The 18,996-nt window shown below is 61.2% G+C and carries 17 protein-coding genes and 3 tRNA genes; 11 read left to right on the top strand and 9 right to left on the bottom strand.

What is annotated here, in order from left to right; genetic code table 11:
- Window positions 1-23: 23 nt before the first annotated feature.
- The 5 genes from ACMGF5_RS02775 to ACMGF5_RS02755 all read right to left on the bottom strand — a co-directional run bounded on the left by ACMGF5_RS02775 (window position 24) and on the right by ACMGF5_RS02755 (window position 4,706).
- Complete coding sequence (locus ACMGF5_RS02775; protein ID WP_119687642.1) at window positions 24-1,316, bottom strand: virulence factor family protein; 1,293 nt, start codon at window positions 1,314-1,316, stop codon at window positions 24-26.
- Entirely contained in the window at window positions 1,316-3,958 is a 2,643-nt protein-coding gene (mprF, locus tag ACMGF5_RS02770) for a bifunctional lysylphosphatidylglycerol flippase/synthetase MprF (RefSeq protein ID WP_414157556.1), read from the bottom strand. The genes ACMGF5_RS02775 and mprF overlap by 1 nt, the downstream gene beginning before the upstream one ends.
- A gap of 246 nt (window positions 3,959-4,204) precedes the next feature.
- Window positions 4,205-4,281, bottom strand: a tRNA-Met gene (locus ACMGF5_RS02765).
- A gap of 135 nt (window positions 4,282-4,416) precedes the next feature.
- Window positions 4,417-4,493, bottom strand: a tRNA-Met gene (locus ACMGF5_RS02760).
- Between the two features lie 136 nt (window positions 4,494-4,629).
- A tRNA-Met gene (locus ACMGF5_RS02755) sits at window positions 4,630-4,706 on the bottom strand.
- Between the two features lie 219 nt (window positions 4,707-4,925).
- Here ACMGF5_RS02755 and dinB point away from each other — a divergent pair.
- Window positions 4,926-5,984: a DNA polymerase IV gene (gene dinB, locus ACMGF5_RS02750; protein ID WP_174142345.1), complete on the top strand. Its 1,059-nt coding sequence runs from the start codon at window positions 4,926-4,928 to the stop codon at window positions 5,982-5,984.
- Window positions 5,985-6,014: 30 nt separating this feature from the next.
- Here dinB and ACMGF5_RS02745 read toward each other — a convergent pair whose 3' ends face one another.
- The 3 genes from ACMGF5_RS02745 to ACMGF5_RS02735 all read right to left on the bottom strand — a co-directional run bounded on the left by ACMGF5_RS02745 (window position 6,015) and on the right by ACMGF5_RS02735 (window position 10,148).
- Window positions 6,015-6,968 carry a hypothetical protein gene (locus ACMGF5_RS02745; RefSeq protein WP_115274059.1) on the bottom strand — a complete coding sequence of 318 codons (954 nt, stop codon included), beginning with the start codon at window positions 6,966-6,968 and terminating at the stop codon, window positions 6,015-6,017.
- A 20-nt stretch (window positions 6,969-6,988) separates the two neighbouring features.
- Complete coding sequence (locus tag ACMGF5_RS02740) at window positions 6,989-8,704, bottom strand: proline--tRNA ligase (protein ID WP_046787972.1); 1,716 nt, start codon at window positions 8,702-8,704, stop codon at window positions 6,989-6,991.
- A 160-nt stretch (window positions 8,705-8,864) separates the two neighbouring features.
- Complete coding sequence (locus ACMGF5_RS02735; RefSeq protein ID WP_346640934.1) at window positions 8,865-10,148, bottom strand: OprD family porin; 1,284 nt, start codon at window positions 10,146-10,148, stop codon at window positions 8,865-8,867.
- Between the two features lie 759 nt (window positions 10,149-10,907).
- On the opposite strand from ACMGF5_RS02735, the gene ACMGF5_RS02730 reads away from it, so the two are divergent.
- Together ACMGF5_RS02730 and ACMGF5_RS02725 are read left to right on the top strand one after the other, a co-directional pair.
- Window positions 10,908-11,327 carry an HIT family protein gene (locus ACMGF5_RS02730; protein WP_046787973.1) on the top strand — a complete coding sequence of 140 codons (420 nt, stop codon included), beginning with the start codon at window positions 10,908-10,910 and terminating at the stop codon, window positions 11,325-11,327.
- A gap of 1 nt (window position 11,328) precedes the next feature.
- On the top strand, window positions 11,329-11,535 hold the full coding sequence (locus ACMGF5_RS02725; protein ID WP_039602955.1) for a SlyX family protein: 207 nt from the start codon (window positions 11,329-11,331) through the stop codon (window positions 11,533-11,535).
- Window positions 11,536-11,574: 39 nt separating this feature from the next.
- Here the strand turns inward: ACMGF5_RS02725 and ACMGF5_RS02720 are convergent, their stop codons facing one another.
- Complete coding sequence (locus ACMGF5_RS02720) at window positions 11,575-12,168, bottom strand: cold-shock protein (protein WP_012315826.1); 594 nt, start codon at window positions 12,166-12,168, stop codon at window positions 11,575-11,577.
- Between the two features lie 282 nt (window positions 12,169-12,450).
- Here ACMGF5_RS02720 and ACMGF5_RS02715 point away from each other — a divergent pair, with 282 nt between their 5' ends.
- The 8 genes from ACMGF5_RS02715 to ruvB all read left to right on the top strand — a co-directional run bounded on the left by ACMGF5_RS02715 (window position 12,451) and on the right by ruvB (window position 18,978).
- Window positions 12,451-12,924, top strand: coding sequence for a Dps family protein (locus ACMGF5_RS02715; protein ID WP_012315825.1), 474 nt, complete (start codon window positions 12,451-12,453; stop codon window positions 12,922-12,924).
- Between the two features lie 189 nt (window positions 12,925-13,113).
- Window positions 13,114-13,443, top strand: a complete 330-nt coding sequence (locus ACMGF5_RS02710) for a ribbon-helix-helix domain-containing protein (protein WP_046787974.1) — start codon at window positions 13,114-13,116, stop codon at window positions 13,441-13,443.
- Between the two features lie 93 nt (window positions 13,444-13,536).
- Window positions 13,537-13,758 (top strand): FmdB family zinc ribbon protein, encoded by a 222-nt coding sequence (locus ACMGF5_RS02705; RefSeq protein ID WP_046787975.1) that lies wholly within the window; start codon window positions 13,537-13,539, stop codon window positions 13,756-13,758.
- A gap of 95 nt (window positions 13,759-13,853) precedes the next feature.
- On the top strand, window positions 13,854-15,629 hold the full coding sequence (gene aspS, locus ACMGF5_RS02700; RefSeq protein ID WP_012315822.1) for an aspartate--tRNA ligase: 1,776 nt from the start codon (window positions 13,854-13,856) through the stop codon (window positions 15,627-15,629).
- 111 nt (window positions 15,630-15,740) lie between these two features.
- Complete coding sequence (locus ACMGF5_RS02695; protein WP_012315821.1) at window positions 15,741-16,487, top strand: YebC/PmpR family DNA-binding transcriptional regulator; 747 nt, start codon at window positions 15,741-15,743, stop codon at window positions 16,485-16,487.
- 196 nt (window positions 16,488-16,683) lie between these two features.
- Complete coding sequence (ruvC, locus tag ACMGF5_RS02690) at window positions 16,684-17,208, top strand: crossover junction endodeoxyribonuclease RuvC (RefSeq protein WP_012315820.1); 525 nt, start codon at window positions 16,684-16,686, stop codon at window positions 17,206-17,208.
- A 109-nt stretch (window positions 17,209-17,317) separates the two neighbouring features.
- Complete coding sequence (gene ruvA, locus ACMGF5_RS02685) at window positions 17,318-17,935, top strand: Holliday junction branch migration protein RuvA (protein ID WP_115274061.1); 618 nt, start codon at window positions 17,318-17,320, stop codon at window positions 17,933-17,935.
- On the top strand, window positions 17,932-18,978 hold the full coding sequence (gene ruvB / locus ACMGF5_RS02680) for a Holliday junction branch migration DNA helicase RuvB (RefSeq protein ID WP_414157555.1): 1,047 nt from the start codon (window positions 17,932-17,934) through the stop codon (window positions 18,976-18,978). Before ruvA ends, ruvB begins: the two co-directional genes overlap by 4 nt.
- Window positions 18,979-18,996: the final 18 nt, after the last annotated feature.

Raw genomic sequence — 18,996 nt, 5'->3', positions numbered from 1 at the left:
GCAACGCGGCCCCTCGCTACGCCTCAGTTCTGTTCTGCCACGCTGGACTTGCCCTGGCGTATTTCAATTTCATCGATCAAGCGCTTGGCCAGTGCCGGATAGTTCTCGTCGAAGTGATGCCCACCGGGCAGCTTAATGCGCTCGCCCACTGCAGTCTTGTCGGTGCAACCGCTTTCATCGGCCTCTTCCACACCGTATATGCATACCACTTTGGGCGCCGGCAGTTTGGCCATCTCCGGTCCGGTAGGTGCCTCCTGGCCATCCTTGCCCAACCAGCCCTCGACCTCGATCTCAAAGCTGCCACTGCGGGCGAAGGCCAGCAGCATCACCGCATCGATACGTTGCTGGTCCTCGGCAGGCAGGCGGTTGTAGATCGCCGGCAGCACGTCGGCACCGAACGAATAGCCGGTCAGCACAAAACGCTTGGTACCCCATTTCTGACGATAGTGCTGCATCAGTTCCGACAGGTCGGCAGCGCTTTGCTCGGGGGTCTTGTGCTGCCAGTAGTAACGCAGGGTGTCTATGCCGACCACCGGGTAACCAAGCTTGGCCATTTCACCGGCCACATCGCGGTCCAGGTCGCGCCAGCCACCATCGCCTGAGAGGAACAGGGTAACGGTGTCGGTGGTTTGCCCGGCAGGCACTTCCACGACCGGGATTGCCAGCGCGTTGCCATCGTGGCCGACCAAGGCCTGGGTCAGTTGCGCCTTGAGTAGTTGTGGCAGGTGGATGTCGTAGTCGCTGATGCTGGTGTCGGCATTGCGCTGGTCGCGCACGAAGGCGGCGCTGGCGTCATCCGGGTTGTCGTTCCAGGCGACGCTCCAGTGACCATGAGGGGCGGACTTGGGCAAGGCTGCAGCGCAGCTGGGCTGTTCCATGTTGAAATTCACGGAGATGGCGCGGGCCTTGTCGTCATTCTGTGTGGCCAGCCAACGCCAGGCCTGGCTTGCACCAGGGCCGATACCGGCTACCAGGGTCGGTTTTTCGGCCAGAAGGGTCATGGCCTTATCCATCGATTGCTGCTGGTTACTGCAGGCCCCCGGCGGCAGGATGACTTGCACCAGCTGAGCCTCACCGGCCTGGCTCAAGTCAAGCAACTGTTTATCGGTCAGCGCCTGGTCCTGGGGCACGCCGATGGCCACCCAGGCTTTGGCATGCACGCCCGGGATGACGCGGGTGATGCGGGTGTCATTGACGGTCAGTTGCTCAAGGCGTGCTTCTGGGGCCGGTCGGGCCCCCAACCAGAAGGCAGTGGCCCCAGCCAATGCGGCCAAGAGCAGGGGTATCAGTAGGTACAGCCAGTAGCGTCGGATCATCAACGTTTCACCAATCCAGTCAGGCCGCCCGCAATCAGGGCGGCAGTGTCGGCCAGTGCCACCAGCGGGTCGAGCCCGGCCGGCACGGCCATATAGCGGGGTTCCCAGTCCGGTTGGAACTTGTCCTTGAAGCGGCGTAGCCCCTGGAAGTTGTAAAGCTGTTCGCCGCGACGGAACACCATCGAGCCCAGGCGCTGGGCCAACGGGGCGCCGCGCCGTGGCTGCAAGCCGGAAAGCGGTACCATGCCCAGGCTGAAACGGCCGTAACCATGGCTTTTGTAGTGCAGGATCAGGCCGATCATCATGAATTCCATGGTCAGCTTCGGCGCCTGGGGGTGGGCACGCATCAGATCGAGGCTGGCCAGTTCGTTGCTGTGAGTTTCAAGCAGGTTGGCAAACGCCACTGGCCGGCCCTGGTAGCGAATCAGGGCGATGCGAAAATGCTGCAGGTACTCAGGGCTGAAGCGCCCGAGCGAGAAGCCTTTTTCGCGCACGTTCTTGCCGCCGAGCCAGGCATCCGAGATCTCTTTGAGTTCAACCATGGGGGCCTGGCCCGGTTCATGGATCTCCAGGCTCAGGCCATCGCGGCCGCCGCGGTTCCAGGTGTAGCGCAGGTCTTTCATTTCCTTGCCTTTGGCTTCGATGTCGAAGCGGCGCAAGTCGACTCGGGCTTCTTCGCCGAGCTTGAGCGCGGTCAGGCCGATGTCCATGTAGAACGGCAGATTCTCGGCACGCACCTGGTAGAACACCGGGCGGGCGTGGTGCAGGTCGCATAGATCGCGGAATTGCCAGATCATCTCGGCACGTTCCTGGGCCGGGCCGATCGGGTCGTACAGGGCCACCAGGCTGCGGCCCCGGCGCGCGTACATCAAGAAAGCGTTGCCATTGGGGTGGAACAGCAGGGCTTTGTCACCGGTCAACGCCAGGCCGCCGTCAGGTTGGTCGGAAACCTGCAGGATACGGTTGGCGCGCTGTATCTCCTCGTCGTCTGGCAGGTGGATGACTGGCCGGGCAGTGCGCAGCAGCCAGGTCAGGGCCACGACCAGCAACAGTACTGCGCTGCCCATGGCGGCGCGCAGGCCGCGTGGGGCATCGGCGTCAAGGGTGAATTGCCACCACAGCTGATGGCTGTAGGGCACGTCTTGATAGGCAAACAGCAGTAACCACACTGAAGCACCGACCACGCAGGCACTCGCTGCCAGGTACACCGGGGAAAACGGCAGCTCCAGCAGCCTGCTTGGGCGGTAGAACGAACGGCGGAACAACGCGAGCAGGGCAGCGGTGAAGGTCAGCAGGCAGGCCTCTTCCCAGTCGAAGCCTTTGAGCAGCGACAGCAGTGCGCCAACCAGGAGCAGTACGGTAGTCAGTAGCCAGGCGGCAGACAGGCGTCGGCGCAAGCCCTGGGCCAGCAACAGGCACAGCACGCCAATCAGGCTGGCACCGAAATGCGAGGCATCGATGAGGCGGTGCGGTACCAGAAAGCCCATGTGTTCCAGGCGGGTGTCGATTTCCGGTGTTGCGCCGGAGAACAACAGCACCACACCGGAGAGAAACACGAGTATCGCCAGCACCGGTGCAGCCAGCCCGGAGGCGGCCTTGAGCGCCTGCTGCGCAAACAGCAGGCGCCTGGCTTCATTGGCCAGCAGCAGCCCACAGGCCAGCAGCAATGGCAGTACCACATAGATCAAGCGGTACAGCAGCAGTGCGGCGGCCAGTGGCGCGGCGCCGAGCTGATTGGCGAAGGCTGCGAGCAGAATCGCCTCGAACACCCCGACGCCGCCAGGCACATGGCTAAGTACACCGGCTGCAAGTGCCAGCAGGTAGACCAGGACGAATGTGCCAAACGGAGGGGCTTGCGGGAGCAGCAGGTAAAGGACGGTCGCGGCGGCGGCTATATCCAGCGCGGTGATTGCCAGTTGCAGTGCAGCCAGCCGTGCGCCGGGCAGGCGCAGCGTCCGGCGCCCCAGTTGCACCAGCAGGCTGTCTGGTAGCGGCTGCTCTGCCAGGCGTCGGCGATACAGGCCAGTCACCAGGACGGCGGTCAGTGCAAGCACGCCGATAGCGACTGTGGCCAGTACAGGGGTGGGCAGGTGCAGGGCGGTAGCCGCAGCTGGCAAGTTGCTCAACGTGGCCAGTGCCGCCAGAGGGGGCAGGGCGCAGCCCAAAGAAAGGCTGGCAAACACTGTCATGCGCGCGACTTCGGCAGCGCCCAGGCCTTCTCGAGCATACAGGCGATAGCGTACCGAACCGCCCGAGAGCATCGACAAGCCAATGGCGTTACCAATGGCAAATGCGCTGAAACCGCCTAACAGAAGCGTACGCCCAGGCAACTTCACGGCGGCATAACGGCAGGCCGACCATTCATATCCCAGCAGGATCAAGAACCCGATAACCGCAGCGAGTAGCGCGCCGGCCAACGAGCGGGTGGGCACGCTGAGCATCGCATCGTGCAGAGCATGGATATCCAGTTCACTGAGCAAGTGGCGGCAGGCTATCAGTGCCATTGCGAACAGCGCCAAGGTAACTGCCAGGGTGATGGGCTGGCGATAGCGGCTCACCCGCTCCAGCCACGGCAAGCGCTGGGCAGCTGTGGGCAGGGTTGAGGCTAAGGGTGCCTGGTGTTCCGGGTTACGGTCGGTCATGAGTTACCCCGGGCAAGCAGCGCGAGGTAGGGGGAGGGGGCGGCCAAGTGAAAGTCCCTATGGAAACGTATCCAGATATTACTCCGGGCAACGTGACTTTCAGTCCTTTGGCAGGGTTAAAGATAGTTCATCCAGAAAGCGGCCTTACAAGGCCGGGGCTTGGCTGAATGAATCCAGGTTTTCAGGCGGGGAAAAACAACAAACCCCGCGCTGCTGTTACACAGGCGGGGTTTGTTCTGACGAATATGGTTGCGGGAGCCGGATTTGAACCGACGACCTTCGGGTTATGAGCCCGACGAGCTACCAGACTGCTCCATCCCGCGTCAGAGGTGCGCATTCTACAGCTTTGAAGGGGGTGGTCAAGCATTACTTTTGATTGACCAGTAATTAACGCGTTGCCCGCTTTTCGAGGGCAAAAGAAAAAGGCCACTGCGTTAACAGTGGCCTTTTCTCGAATCTGGTTGCGGGAGCCGGATTTGAACCGACGACCTTCGGGTTATGAGCCCGACGAGCTACCAGGCTGCTCCATCCCGCGCCTGTGGAAACGAATTCTACAGTGAAAGCGCGGAGTGTCAAGCGTTACTTATTGATTTTCTTGAGTTTTCAATCGCCGACTATTTTTCAGGCAAAAGAAAAAGGCCACTGCGTTAACAGTGGCCTTTTCTCGAATCTGGTTGCGGGAGCCGGATTTGAACCGACGACCTTCGGGTTATGAGCCCGACGAGCTACCAGGCTGCTCCATCCCGCGCCTGTGAGATCGAATTCTACGGATTTAACCGCCCCTGTCAAGCATTTAGTTAAAAAAACCGTTTTCGTTCAAACCCTTAGCCTTTCAATAAGGCAGGCAGCTCAGGAGCACCGGGGCTTTCAGGCCAATTGTCGCGCGCGCTCCTGCGCCGGCTGTCTCGCTGACAGAGCATGCGGTACTATCTGTATGAATTTACAGTGCTGACGGTCATCCATGTCTTTGCGCAAGATCATTCACATCGACTGCGATTGTTTCTACGCCGCGATCGAGATGCGTGATGACCCGCGCCTGGTCGGCCGCCCCATGGCTGTGGGTGGTTCGCCGGATCATCGAGGGGTGATTGCCACCTGCAATTATGAAGCGCGTGCCTATGGGGTGCGCTCGGCCATGTCCTCCCGCCATGCACTGAAGCTTTGCCCTGACTTGCTGATCGTCAAACCGCGTTTCGAGGCCTACCGCGAAGCATCGCGCGAGATCCACGGCATCTTCCGCGACTACACCGAACTGATCGAGCCATTGTCACTGGATGAGGCCTATCTGGATGTGAGCGACAGCCAATGGTTCGCCGGCAGCGCCACGCGCATCGCCGAAGATATTCGCAGGCGTGTTGCGCGCACCCTGCACATTACTGTCTCGGCTGGGGTGGCGCCCAACAAGTTCCTGGCCAAGATCGCCAGTGACTGGCGCAAGCCCAACGGTCTTTTCGTGATTACGCCTGATCAGGTGGAGGCCTTTGTCGCCGCATTGCCTGTCGCCAGGCTGCATGGTGTCGGAAAGGTTACCGCAGACAAGCTTGCCCGGCTGGGTATCGACACCTGCCTGGACATGCGTGACTGGTCGCGGCTGGCGCTGGTGCGTGAATTCGGCAGTTTCGGTGAACGCCTCTGGGGGTTGGCGCGGGGTATCGATGATCGCGCCGTGCACAACGATAGCCGTAGGCAGTCTGTAAGCGTGGAGAATACGTACGATACGGATCTGCCGGATCTGGCCAGTTGTCTGGAGCGCTTGCCTGAACTGCTGAACAGCCTGAATGAGCGGATCGCTCGTATGGACAGTAGCTATCGGCCGGACAAACCTTTCGTCAAGGTCAAATTCCATGACTTCAGCCAGACCACCCTGGAGCAGGCAGGGGCGGGTAGGGATCTGGACAGCTACCGGCAGTTGCTACGGCAAGCATTCGCCCGGGGTGGCAAGCCGGTGAGATTGCTAGGGGTAGGGGTGAGGTTGCGCGACTTGCGTGGGGCTCACGAGCAATTAGAGTTGTTCGCGGACAAATGAAAGAGGGGCTGCATTGCAGCCCCTCTTTCATTAATGTGCGCCTGGGTCAGCCACCAACCGGCCGGTAGCCTTGGTCAGTGCCTGCAGAAACTCCTGCTGCAGCTCCGGATCGTTGCGGGTCAGCTCGATCAGGCTCTGCTCCATCTCACTGGCTTCCTCTTCCAGGCCTAGCTCCGATAGGCGCTTGACCCGGTGAACCCACTGGCCGACATCGTCGTCTTCCAGGTCATCGAAAATCAACTCATGGGCTTCACGCAGCTTGTTGCGCAGGGTGGCGCTGACCAGCAGGCTGGCGTCGCCCCGCACTGCGTTGTCTTCATCGACCACTTGCAGGTGCAGGGTGCCGACGTGGTTCAGGTGCTGCTCCGAGAATGGGCTGTCCAGCAGGTTCAGGCGTAGCACGCCGTTTCTGTCGGTGGTCAGCGCGTGGGTCATCTTGCCGGCCTTTACCTCGACCAGGCGTTCGCTCCAGGGCAGGCTGGTGAACTCCTCGCGCTTGTCCTTTTGCAGCTCACTGATCCCTGCCAGGTTCTGCTGGGCGCGACCGTTGGACTGCACGTTCATGAACGGGTTGAGCCCGGCCACGCCATAACTGAGCCAGTCGTGCGTGATGCTCTGCGGCAGGTTGCCCAATGCAAACACGTTGACCACGTTGGCGCCTACGCCGGCCACCACCGCCACCGCGCCCAGCGGGATTTCGTAGACTTCCCGCCAGGGTTGGTAGGGCGTATACCGGTCATAGCGGCGGGTAACTTCGAACTCGGTGACCTCGAAGCGCCTCTGTTCATTGACGCGTACACGTCGCTGCGGAAGCTCCATCACCTTGGGCTCGCCGACATCAATCTGCAGTGTGTGTTCGAGCAGCTTGCGCTCGACGCGCTCTTCGTGCTCGCTGCGCTGGGACATCTGGTTGGCGCAGCCGCTGAGGAGCAGGGCGCCGCACAGTGCGGCGCCCCCCAGGGTAAAGGTACTTCGCTTGGACATGATCACTCGTGCATTGATTATCAGCGGCGAACGCGGGCCTGCAGGAAGGTCAGCACTTCATTGAGTGGCAGCGCTTGAGCATCCTGTTCGGTGCGGTGCTTGTATTCCAGGTTGCCGTCGGCCAGGCCGCGGTCGCTGACGACGATGCGGTGCGGAATACCGATCAGCTCCATATCGGCGAACTTGATGCCTGGGCTGGTCTTCTTGTCACGGTCGTCCAGCAGCACTTCGAAGCCTGCGGCCGTCAGTTCGGCGTAGAGCTTGTCGGTGGCCTCGCGAACCACGTCGGTTTCGTAGCGCAGCGGTACCAGGGCGATCTGGAACGGGGCCAGGGCGTCATTCCAGATGATGCCTTTGTCGTCGTAGCTCTGCTCGATGGCGGCGGCGACCACGCGGGATACGCCGATGCCGTAGCAACCCATGGACAGCACCACTGGCTTGCCGTTCTCACCCAGTACCTGGCACTTGAGTGCCTCGCTGTACTTGGTGCCGAGCTGGAAGATGTGGCCGACTTCGATGCCGCGCTTGATCACCAGGGTACCTTGGCCATCCGGGCTCGGGTCGCCCTCGACGACGTTACGCAGGTCGGCAACCTGTGGGACCGGCAGGTCGCGCTCCCAGTTGACGCCGAAGTAGTGCTTGTCATCGATGTTCGCACCGATGCCGAAGTCGCTCATCAGGGCAACCGAGCGGTCGATGATGCATTCCAGTGGCAGGTTCAGCGGGCCGAGGGAGCCGGCGCCGGCACCAATGGCTTCGCGCAGCTCGGCATCGGTGGCCATGACCAGTGGGTCGGCGACCTGTTCCAGCTTGGCGGCCTTGATCTCGTTGAGTTCGTGGTCGCCACGGACGATCAGGGCGACCAGCTTGCCTTCCTCGGCACCGCGCACGATCAGGGTCTTGACGGTCTTTTCGATCGGCAGGCCGAAGTTCTCGACCAGTTGGGCGATGGTCTTGGCGTCCGGGGTATCGACCAGGCGCAGTTCTTCGGTTGGGGCCGGGCGCGCGGTTTCGCGGGGGATGGCTTCGGCCTTCTCGATGTTGGCGGCATAATCGGAGCTGTCGCTGAAGATCACGTCGTCTTCGCCAGACTCGGCCAATACGTGGAATTCATGCGAGTAGCTGCCGCCGATGGAGCCGGTGTCGGCCTGCACTGGGCGGAAGTCCAGGCCCAGGCGGGTGAAGATGTTGCTGTACGCCTGGTGCATGCGGTCGTAGGTTTCCTGCAGGGAAGCCTGGTCGGCATGGAAGGAATAGGCGTCCTTCATGATGAATTCGCGGCCGCGCATCAGGCCGAAACGTGGGCGGATCTCATCACGGAATTTGGTCTGGATCTGGTACATGTTGAGCGGCAGCTGTTTATAGCTGGACAGCTCATTGCGGGCCAGGTCGGTGATGACCTCTTCGTGGGTCGGGCCGACGCAGAAGTCGCGCTGGTGGCGGTCTTTCAGGCGCAGCAGCTCAGGGCCGTACTGTTCCCAGCGGCCGGACTCCTGCCACAGCTCGGCGGGCTGGATGCTGGGCATCAGCACTTCCAGGGCGCCGGCGGCGTTCATTTCCTCGCGCACCACGGCTTCGACCTTGCGCATTACCCGCAAGCCCATCGGCAGCCAGGTGTACAGGCCGGAAGCCAGCTTGCGGATCATGCCGGCACGCAGCATGAGCTGATGGCTGATGACCACTGCGTCGGCAGGGGTTTCTTTCTGGGTGGCGAGCAAATATTGACTGGTGCGCATGGTTAGCCGTGTCGATTGCCTAAGACATTGAAATGACCCCGCATTGTACGGGGGCGAAACGAAGGCGTACAGGATGCCCCAGGGCGTGGCAAATGTCAGCCAAGAAAAAGCCCGGCAAGCGTGCCGGGCTTTTTCAGGTGCGGGGCACTATAAGCGTGGCTTACAGGATGCTCAGCGGGTACTCGACGATCAGGCGCAGTTCGTCCAGCGACGGGGAGCCGTAGTAGACGCCGTCGGAGGAGCGGTAGGTGGCCTGACGGACGCGGAAGCTGAGGTCCTTGGCGGGGCCTTCCTGCATCACGTACTTGATGTCGATGTCGCGTTCCCATTCCTTGCCGTTGGTGGTGCCTTCGACATTGGCGTCGGTACCGCGCACGTAACGGGTCATGAAGGTCAGGCCGGGTACGCCGAACTCAGCGAAGTTCAGGTCGTAGCGGGCTTGCCAGGACTTCTCGTCTTCGGCGTTGAAGTCGGAACGTGCAACGGAGTTACCCAGGAAGACCGTGCCGCCGCCGTCGACGCCATAACCGTAGTCACCATCACCGTGAACGCGCTGATGCACGATGGTGAAGGTATGAGCGCCGATATTCCACGCAGCCGACAGGCTGAAAGCGGTGTTGTCGAGCTTGTCGCCGTCGTACGCTTTGTACAGGGCGCTGCCTTCGCTCTTGGTGTCATAGATGTTGAAGTCGAACACCAGGCCTTGCTTGTCCGAAATCGGCAGTGCCCAGTTGACATTGCCGTAGTACTTGCGCCAGTAGTCTTCGACCTTGGAGTAGTACAGGCTGGTGCTGAGGCTGTCGGTCAGGGCATAGGTACCACCGACGATGTTGGCTTCAGTCAGGCGCAGGCTGTCGCGGTAGGTCTGGGCCTGGGCGTTCATGCCGGTGAAGTGGCCGGCGTGCAGGGTCAGGCCTTCGATCTCGTCGCTGGTGATCAAGGTGCCTTCGGCAACTTCCGGCAGCAGTCGGCTGTCGTCGGTAGCGAATACCGGCAGGGCGGTGAACTGGTTACCGTACTTCAGCACAGTGTTGGAGAAGCGCATTTTCACAGCGCCGCCGGCTTCGGAGTAGTCGTCTTGCGAGCGTCCGTCGGAGCCTGTCGGGAACAGGCCGGTGCCGGCACGGCCTTTGCCGCTGTCCAGTTTCAGGCCAAGCATGCCGATGGCATCGACGCCGAAGCCTACGGCGCCTTGGGTGAAGCCCGATTCAAAGGTGCCGAGGAAGCCGAGGCCGGTTTCTTCCGTGCGGCTCTGGCGATCGCCGGTAACAGGGTCGCGATCATTGTTGCGAGCGTCACGGCTGAAGTACAGCATGCGAGTCTTGACGTTCAGCTGGCTGTCTTCGATGAAACCCTTGGATTCGTCCTGTGCAGAGGCAAAGGCCAGCTGCGAGGTCCCTGCCGAAACGGCCAGGGCGATCATGCTCCACTTCATCACGCGCATCGTGATTTGCTCCTTTGGTTTTTAGGAAGAGTACCGCTGCGCCCAAGTCTTTTAGTTATATGGGGCAGCTCTTTCTTGTTATGTCGGCGGAAATGTATAGCACGCAGACTGTTGTTGGCGATATGGGCATATACAACGTTTCGAGAAGTTTACGGCCATGTCGCTTTCAGGTAGTTCCATGTCGCAAATCACGCCCCGATTAATCGGTCCGTACAACGCCAGCGCTGTTCCTGTCACCGTAACGATTCTGTAACTATCGATTTCGGTTGGGGAAACTCCCTGGTGGATCCAAAGCGGCTGTTGTTATTTGTTGCGTCCATCGCTTTATGCAGATGTCGTGCCGACTTGGTGTGGGGAGAATGCAACAAGCGTGCTCAAAATTAACAACGGTTCATGAAATTTTCACAAATTCCGCCGGCGCAGCTCGAAAGTGCCCGTAAATACAGGCCGGCCCCCGTCTGGCGGTGTGCCGGGCCGCAGTCCGGTTGCAAACTAAAAAGCTGCCTTGCAAGTCAAGGTGTTACCGCCCACTGTTCAAGTTGAGTCATTTGTGTGTGTCGATGCGTAGTGGTGTACTCGTTTGCGGCCTCATTTTGGTGCGAAAAGTAGCGATGTGTTACCGCGCCTGTGCAGCCTGGATCAATTACTGAGCTATAAGGGTGCAGCCAGAGGGCGTGCAGCATGCTTGCGCAGACGAAGCAGGGTATCCTTGCGGCATTGACCCGCACGCCGGGGCCCTTTCGTTGGTGGAGGTTTTCAGTGTTTGAGATGGATTCGCGTTTGCAGCAGGACTCTTTGATTCTTGGGGATTTTCCGCTGTGCCGTCTGCTGCTTAGCAAGGATGCCAATTACCCTTGGTTCATCCTGGTGCCCAAGCGTGCCGGCGTGAGCGAACTGTTCGACCTGAGCCAGGACGATCAGGCGCAGCTGTGGAAAGAAACAACCTGCCTGGCCGAAGCGCTCAAGGGCGAGTTCGCGGCGGATAAGATGAACGTTGCCACGCTGGGGAATGTGGTCGGCCAGCTGCACATGCACGTGATTGTCCGTCGCCATGGGGATGCCGCCTGGCCGGCGCCGGTCTGGGGCAAGGTGCCCCCTGTCGAATACGGGCCGGGGCAGGTCGATGCCATTCGCCAGCGCCTGCGCGCCCTGCTCAATGATGCATATGAGGAGGCCTGACATGTCGCCGGAATCGCGCATTGTCGAACTGGAAACCCGTCAGGCGTTTCAGGACGATACCATTCAAGAGTTGAACGACGTGGTGGTCGAGCAGGGGCGGGTGATTCAGCGTCTGCAGTTGCAGATGGCCGAGTTGATCAAGCGTTACGAGGAAATGGTCGGCCAGTATGGCAGTGAGGGTGAGGAAGCGCCGCCACCTCATTACTGATTGGTGCCAGCCCTGGGCTTGCCCCAGGGCTGCAAAGGGTCAGCGGCGGGTTACCGCGACCACATCTTCGGCCTGCAGGCCCTTGTCGCGGTGCATTACCGAAAACTCCACGCGCTGGCCTTCGACCAGGATGCGATGGCCTTCGCCGCGAATGGCGCGAAAGTGGACGAAGATATCGTCACCCGAATCGCGGGAAATGAATCCAAAGCCTTTAGAGGTGTTGAACCACTTCACAGTGCCGGTATCGCGCATGCCGGTCTCCAGCGGCGCGCCCTGGCTTGGCCGGTTTTTTCTGGGGCTGCGGGCCAAGCCTGCGGCCAGGTGCAGAATGACGGCGAGGCCTGCGCAGACCAATGCCGCCAGGTTGCCCATTTCGGGGCGGGCCAGCAAGGTCAGGGTTTGCAGGACCACGGCCACCACCAGCAAGGCGCAGGCCAGGTGCTGCAATTGCTGGCGGGCGCCGCGGTAGTACAGCGGCACGACAGGTGCCAGCAGCAGGTTGAGCAGGCCGAGCAGGGCCAGGTAGACCGCCTCCGGTTGCTGCAGGAAGGGTGTTGCGTCGTATTTCAGGCTGGGTATGAGCGATAGCAGCAAAGCTGCAGCGCCCGTCAACAGATGGACGATCTTGAACATGGGTTGGCTCGCAATTGATAAGGCCGATCACAGGAAGAGCTGGCGACACGGTGCGCATGAGGTGTAGGGCGCGAACACATGTTGGGCCAGCCTATGCACCCGGCAATGACAGCACGCACGGGTGGCACGGTGCCTATTTAACAGCAAACGCGGGGCCTTCTCAAACCGCAGGTGGCTGTCGGCGATGAGTTGCCCTGCGTCATGGGCGCGTGGCGCCAAGTATTGATACAGTGTGTGGGGCCCGCTTGATCATCATCAAGCCATATGAAAAAGGGGAACTTCATGGCAATCGATATCGGTATCAGTGAAGAAGATCGCAAGTCCATCGTCGAAGGGCTGTCCCGCCTGTTGTCGGATACCTACGTGCTGTATCTGAAAACCCACAACTTTCACTGGAACGTCACCGGTCCTTCGTTCCGTACCCTGCACCTGATGTTCGAAGAGCAATACAATGAACTGGCGCTGGCGGTCGATTCCATCGCCGAGCGGATTCGCGCCCTGGGCTTCCCCGCGCCGGGTTCCTATGCTTTTTATGCGCGGCATTCGTCCATCAAGGAAGAGGAAGGGGTGCCCGCAGCGGACGAGATGATCCATCAGCTTGTCCAGGGGCAGGAGGCGGTCGTGCGTACCGCCCGCAGTATTTTTCCGGTAGTGGACAAGGTCAGTGACGAGCCGACTGCAGACCTGCTGACCCAGCGTATGCAGGTACACGAGAAAACTGCCTGGATGCTGCGAGTGCTGCTTGACGGTAAATGATCGGTCGCTTGTATAAATAGCGGCCTGCCAAGCCCGGTCGAGTGACGCTCACCGGGCTTTTCCGTTTGTGCGGGAAGGCTTTGCCGCTGCTTTGCGTCCGGCTGTACGCGCTTCATTGAGCCTCTGGTTCCTGCGCCCGTGCCTGTCTTGCGGTGCAGGGAAAAATACCTGTGGCGAGGATGTGGGCGCATGATGCAAGCGAGCAAGCGTGTAGTAGGCAAAGGGCGCTGCCTGGGCAAGCAGTGCATTGATCCGTTCAAGGCGGATTTCGACATGATGCAGATTCAGCCGGTATCGCGCTCGGTCCGGCTCAACGGGTTTTCCACCTGTTTGCGCCTGGAAGCGGTCTATTGGCGCATCCTCGAGCGCATCGCCGAGGCCAATGAGTGCTCCGTCAGTGCCGTGCTTTCCTATGTGGATCGCGAGGTGCACCTGCGCCAGGGTGGGGTGCGCAACTTCAGCGGCCTGATCCGGGTGATCTGTGTTGCCTGGCTGCAGGAGCCGCCCAGTGTGCGCTGATCGCCAGGCGGGCTGCGCAGTGCCTGTTAACCATATATAATCCCGCTTTTTGCTGCCCCGGGCAGCCTGCGTAATGGTTGACGAGAGACACCCATGCCCCTTTATGACTATCAATGTGCATCCTGCGATCACCGGATGGAAGCGTTGCAGAAGATCAGCGCAGCGCCGCTGACCGACTGTCCGGCCTGCCAGGCGCCGGCATTGAAGAAGCTGTTGTCGGTCCCTGGCTTTCGCCTGAGCGGTAGCGGCTGGTACGAAACCGACTTCAAGACCGGGGCGAAAAAGAATCTGGCAGGCGGCGACAAGGCCGACTGAGTTGAATTGCAGTAGCCGGGTCTTGCAGTATTAGCCCCCTGGGGCGGCCAAGGCCTCCATCGAATACACGAATCACGAGAAGCGAAACCACCATCATGATGCGCAGCCATTATTGCGGCCAACTGAACGAGAGCCTGGACGGCCAGGAAGTCACCCTTTGCGGCTGGGTCCATCGTCGCCGCGACCACGGCGGGGTGATCTTCCTCGACATCCGTGACCGCGAGGGCATGGCCCAGGTCGTCTTCGATCCCGATCGCGCCGAAACCTTCGCAGCGGCCGACCGCGTGCGCAGCGAGTACGTGGTGCAGATCACCGGCAAGGTGCGCAAGCGCCCTGACGGTGCGGTGAACGCCAACATGGCTTCCGGTGCCATCGAAATTCTCGGTTACCAGCTGAACGTGCTCAACGAAGCGGAAACCCCGCCGTTCCCGCTGAACGAGTACTCTGACGTCGGCGAGGAAACCCGCCTGCGCTACCGCTTCATCGACCTGCGTCGCCCGGAAATGGCCGACAAGCTGCGCCTGCGTTCGCGCATCACCAGCAGCATCCGTCGCTTCCTGGACGAGAACGGCTTCCTCGACGTCGAAACGCCGATCCTTACCCGTGCCACGCCAGAAGGCGCGCGCGACTACCTGGTGCCCAGCCGTACCCACGCCGGTAGCTTCTTCGCCCTGCCGCAGTCGCCTCAGCTGTTCAAGCAGCTGCTGATGGTCGCTGGCTTTGACCGTTACTACCAGATCGCCAAATGCTTCCGTGACGAAGACCTGCGTGCTGACCGTCAGCCGGAGTTCACCCAGATCGACATCGAGACCAGTTTCCTCGATGAGTCCGAGATCATGGGCCTGACCGAAAGCATGATCCGCAAGCTGTTCAAGGAAGTCCTGGACCTGGAATTCGGCGAATTCCCGCACATGACCTTCGAAGAAGCCATGCGCCGCTACGGTTCCGACAAGCCAGACCTGCGTAACCCGCTGGAACTGGTAGACGTTGCCGACCAGCTCAAAGATGTCGACTTCAAGGTCTTCGCAGGCCCGGCTAACGATCCGAAGTGCCGCGTTACCGCGCTGCGCCTGCCAGGTGGCGCCAGCATGCCGCGCAGCAAGATCGACGAGTACACCAAGTTCGTCGGCATCTACGGCGCCCGCGGCCTGGCTTACATCAAGGTCAACGAGCGCGCCAAGGGCGTTGAAGGCCTGCAGTCGCCGATCGTCAAGAACATCCCTGAAGCCAACCTCAACGTGATCCTCGATCGCGTAGGTGCGGTAGACGGCGACATCGTGTTCTTCGGTGCTGACAAGTTCAAAGTCGTCAGCGAGGCCCTGGGCGCGCTGCGTATCCGTCTGGGCCACGACTTCGAGCTGCTGACCTGCGAGTGGGCGCCGATGTGGGTCGTCGACTTCCCGATGTTCGAAGAGAACGAAGACGGCAGCTTCACTGCCCTGCACCACCCGTTCACCGCGCCCAAGTGCACCCCCGAAGAGCTCGAGGCCAACCCGGCCACCGCGCTGTCGCGTGCCTACGACATGGTGCTGAACGGCACCGAGCTGGGTGGCGGTTCGATCCGTATCCACCGCAAAGAGATGCAACAGGCGGTGTTCCGCCTGCTGGGTATCGAAGCGGCAGAACAGGAAGAGAAGTTCGGCTTCCTGCTCGACGCCCTGAAGTTCGGCGCACCGCCTCACGGTGGCCTGGCCTTCGGCCTGGACCGCCTGGTCATGCTGATGACCGGCGCCCAGTCGATCCGTGAAGTGATTGCCTTCCCGAAAACCCAGAGCGCCGCGTGCGTCATGACTCAGGCTCCGGGCTTGGTCGATGCCAAGGCCCTGCGCGAGCTGCATATCCGCCTGCGCGAACAGACCAAGGTCGAGTAAGCGGGCCCCGGGCGCATCCAGATGGATGCGCCTTTGCGTTTCGGCGCAGGTATTTGTCGTTGCGCCCCTCTCGGGGCGCAATTGTTTGTGTTTCAAGAGTTTGGAGTCGTTATGGCTGGTCATTCCAAGTGGGCGAACATCAAGCACCGCAAAGAGCGCCAGGATGCCAAGAGAGGCAAGATCTTCACCAAGTGGATCCGTGAGCTGACCGTCGCTGCCAAGCAGGGTGGTGGCGATCCGGCCTCCAATCCGCGCTTGCGCCTGGCGCTGGACAAGGCCCTGGGTGCCAACATGAGCCGCGATATCATCGATCGCGCCGTGGCCCGAGGTGCCGGCACCAACGAAAGCGATAACGTTGAAGAGCTGAGTTACGAGGGCTACGGCCCGGGCGGCGTGGCGATCATGGTCGAGGCCATGACCGACAACCGCAACCGTACCGCAGCCGCCGTGCGGCATGCCTTCACCAAGTGTGGCGGCAACCTCGGTACCGATGGCTCGGTGGCCTACCTGTTCGAGCGCAAGGGGCAGATCAGCTTCGCCCCGGGTGTGGACGAAGATGCCCTGATGGAAGCCGCCATGGAAGCCGACGCCGACGATGTCGTGGCCAACGAAGACGGTTCGTTCGAGGTGTTCACCTCGTTCAACAGCTTCTATGCCGTGCGTAATGCCCTGGAGGAGGCCGGCTTCAAGGCTGCGGATGCGGAAATCGTCATGCAGCCGACCACCAGTGCCGAGCTGGATCAGGAGGGGGCGGAGAAAGTGCTCAAGCTGATCGACATGCTCGAAGACCTGGATGACGTGCAGAACGTCTATTCCAATGCGCAGATTTCCGACGAGATCATGGAAAAACTCGGCTAAGGTGTCGCCAGCAAGGTTGTAATTGGGGCCGCTGCGCGGCCCATCGCCGGCAAGCCGGCTCCCACAGGTAAGCGCACCCGCCGAGAGTTGCGCTGTGCCTGCGGGAGCCGGCTTGCCGGCGATGGGTTGCGCAGCGGCCCCAATAGCCTTGAATTGAGCTCAGGCTTTCAAGCATCCCCCCTACACGACAGGCGTTATGACTCTGATTCTTGGTATCGACCCCGGCTCGCGCATCACCGGTTATGGCGTTGTGCGCCAGACTGCCCGTGGTTGCGAGTACGTGGCGTCGGGTTGTATCCGTACCGGCAGCGGCGAGCTGCACGAGCGCTTGCAGATCGTTTTTCGCGGTGTCAGTGAAATCATTGCCCAGCATGGCCCTGTGACCATGGGCATCGAGCGCGTGTTCATGGCGCGCAACCCCGACTCGGCGCTCAAGCTCGGCCAGGCTCGCGGCGCGGCCATCGTCGCCGCCGCCGAGGCCGGCCTGGAAATCGCCGAATACAGTGCGACTCAGGTCAAGCAGGCCGTGGCCGGCACCGGTGGGGCTAACAAGGAGCAGGTGATGCTGATGGTCATGCACCTGCTCAAGCTGACCCAGAAGCCACAGATCGATGCCTCTGATGCCCTGGCGATCGCCTTGTGCCATGCCCATACCCGTTCCAGCCTGGTGCCGCACGGCCTAGCCACGGCGCGGCGGCGCGGTGGGCGCTTGCGTCTGTAGCTGCTTCATGAGCTGATACACATTTTGTCCGGGTGGCACGTTCACCCGACGTATTTGCTGATAGGGTTGAGCGGTCTTTGATCGGCTCCCCGAGAGGAAGGATCGAAACGTGATTGGACGTTTGCGCGGCACCCTGGCGGAAAAGCAACCGCCGCACCTGATTATCGACGTCAACGGCGTGGGCTATGAGCTTGAAGTGCCCATGACCACCCTGTACCGCCTGCCGAAAGTTGGCGAAACGGTAATCGTGCATACCCATCTGGTGGTTCGCGAAGATGCCCACCTGCTGTATGGCTTCCATGAGAAGCGCGAGCGCGAGCTGTTCCGCGAGCTTATCCGCCTCAATGGCGTGGGCCCGAAGCTGGCGCTGGCCTTGATGTCGAGCCTTGAGGCCGACGAATTGGTGCGTTGCGTACAGGCGCAGGACACATCGGCGCTGGTGCGTGTGCCTGGCGTCGGCAAGAAGACTGCCGAGCGCCTGCTGGTCGAGCTCAAGGACCGCTTCAAGGCCTGGGAAACCTCGCCCGCCATGTTCACGCTTGTATCGGATGGTCCGGTACCGGTCAGCAGCGCCTCCACAGCCGAGGCCGATGCCGTCAGTGCCTTGATTTCCCTGGGCTACAAGCCGCAGGAAGCCAGCAAGGCAGTATCCGCTATCAAGGACAAGGCGGGCCTTGGCAGTGAGGAGCTGATCCGTCGCAGCCTCAAAGGGATGATTACCAAGTGATCGAAGCCGACCGCCTGATTGCCGCCAGTGGCCGCGACCGCGAAGAAGTCCAGGACCGTGCCATCCGCCCGCTGCGCCTGGACGAATACATCGGCCAGCCGGTGGTGCGCGAGCAGATGGCGCTGTTCATCCAGGCTGCGCGGGGGCGCAATGAATCGCTCGACCACACCCTGATCTTCGGCCCGCCAGGGTTGGGTAAAACCACCCTGGCCAATATCATCGCCCAGGAAATGGGCGTATCGGTCAAGAGTACCTCGGGGCCGATTCTCGAGCGCCCGGGCGACCTGGCAGCCATGCTGACCAACCTCGAACCGCATGACGTGCTGTTCATCGACGAGATTCACCGGTTGTCACCGGTTGTCGAGGAGGTGCTGTACCCGGCCATGGAGGACTTCCAGCTCGACATCATGATTGGCGAAGGCCCGGCTGCCCGCTCGATCAAGCTCGACCTGCCGCCCTTCACCCTGGTGGGGGCCACAACCCGCGCCGGTATGCTCACCAACCCGCTGCGCGACCGCTTCGGTATCGTCCAGCGCCTTGAGTTCTACAGCGACAAGGACCTGGCGACCATCGTCAGCCGGTCGGCCAACATTCTGGGGCTGGTCATCGAGGACCAGGGGGCTTACGAAATCGCCCGCCGTGCCCGCGGCACGCCGCGTATCGCCAACCGCTTGCTGCGCCGCGTGCGTGACTACGCCGAGGTGCGCGGCAAAGGGCAGATCACCAAGGCAGTGGCTGATTTGGCGCTCAACCTGCTGGCCGTCGATGAGCGTGGTTTCGACCATTCCGACCGCCGCCTGCTGCTGACCATGATCGAGAAGTTCGATGGTGGCCCGGTGGGGGTGGATAACCTGGCGGCAGCGATCAGCGAGGAGCGTCATACCATCGAGGATGTGCTCGAACCCTACCTGATTCAGCAGGGCTATATCATGCGTACGCCCCGTGGTCGTGTGGTCACTCGGCACGCCTACCTGCACTTTGGCCTGAATGTTCCCGGGCGCCTGGGTGAGGGGGCAGATTTTTCCGAAGCAGGCGATGAATGACAGATCGAAACCCGCTTT

The sequence above is a fragment of the Pseudomonas sp. BNK-15 genome (assembly GCF_047456105.1).
Classification (GTDB): Bacteria; Pseudomonadota; Gammaproteobacteria; order Pseudomonadales; family Pseudomonadaceae; genus Aquipseudomonas; species Aquipseudomonas putida_E.
Note: the sequence above shows the minus strand (reverse complement) of the source record. Positions and strands in the feature narration are given on the sequence as shown.

Coding starts and splice junctions, on each gene's coding strand:
- ACMGF5_RS02740 (WP_046787972.1), bottom strand. CDS start 8,704: ATGCGCACCAGTCAATATTTGCTCGCCACCCAGAAAGAAACCCCTGCC.
- ACMGF5_RS02745 (WP_115274059.1), bottom strand. CDS start 6,968: ATGTCCAAGCGAAGTACCTTTACCCTGGGGGGCGCCGCACTGTGCGGC.
- ACMGF5_RS02775 (WP_119687642.1), bottom strand. CDS start 1,316: ATGATCCGACGCTACTGGCTGTACCTACTGATACCCCTGCTCTTGGCC.
- ACMGF5_RS02725 (WP_039602955.1), top strand. CDS start 11,329: ATGTCGCCGGAATCGCGCATTGTCGAACTGGAAACCCGTCAGGCGTTT.
- ACMGF5_RS02705 (WP_046787975.1), top strand. CDS start 13,537: ATGCCCCTTTATGACTATCAATGTGCATCCTGCGATCACCGGATGGAA.
- aspS (WP_012315822.1), top strand. CDS start 13,854: ATGATGCGCAGCCATTATTGCGGCCAACTGAACGAGAGCCTGGACGGC.
- ACMGF5_RS02735 (WP_346640934.1), bottom strand. CDS start 10,148: ATGCGCGTGATGAAGTGGAGCATGATCGCCCTGGCCGTTTCGGCAGGG.
- ruvC (WP_012315820.1), top strand. CDS start 16,684: ATGACTCTGATTCTTGGTATCGACCCCGGCTCGCGCATCACCGGTTAT.
- ACMGF5_RS02695 (WP_012315821.1), top strand. CDS start 15,741: ATGGCTGGTCATTCCAAGTGGGCGAACATCAAGCACCGCAAAGAGCGC.
- ACMGF5_RS02710 (WP_046787974.1), top strand. CDS start 13,114: ATGATGCAAGCGAGCAAGCGTGTAGTAGGCAAAGGGCGCTGCCTGGGC.
- mprF (WP_414157556.1), bottom strand. CDS start 3,958: ATGACCGACCGTAACCCGGAACACCAGGCACCCTTAGCCTCAACCCTG.
- ACMGF5_RS02720 (WP_012315826.1), bottom strand. CDS start 12,168: ATGTTCAAGATCGTCCATCTGTTGACGGGCGCTGCAGCTTTGCTGCTA.
- ACMGF5_RS02715 (WP_012315825.1), top strand. CDS start 12,451: ATGGCAATCGATATCGGTATCAGTGAAGAAGATCGCAAGTCCATCGTC.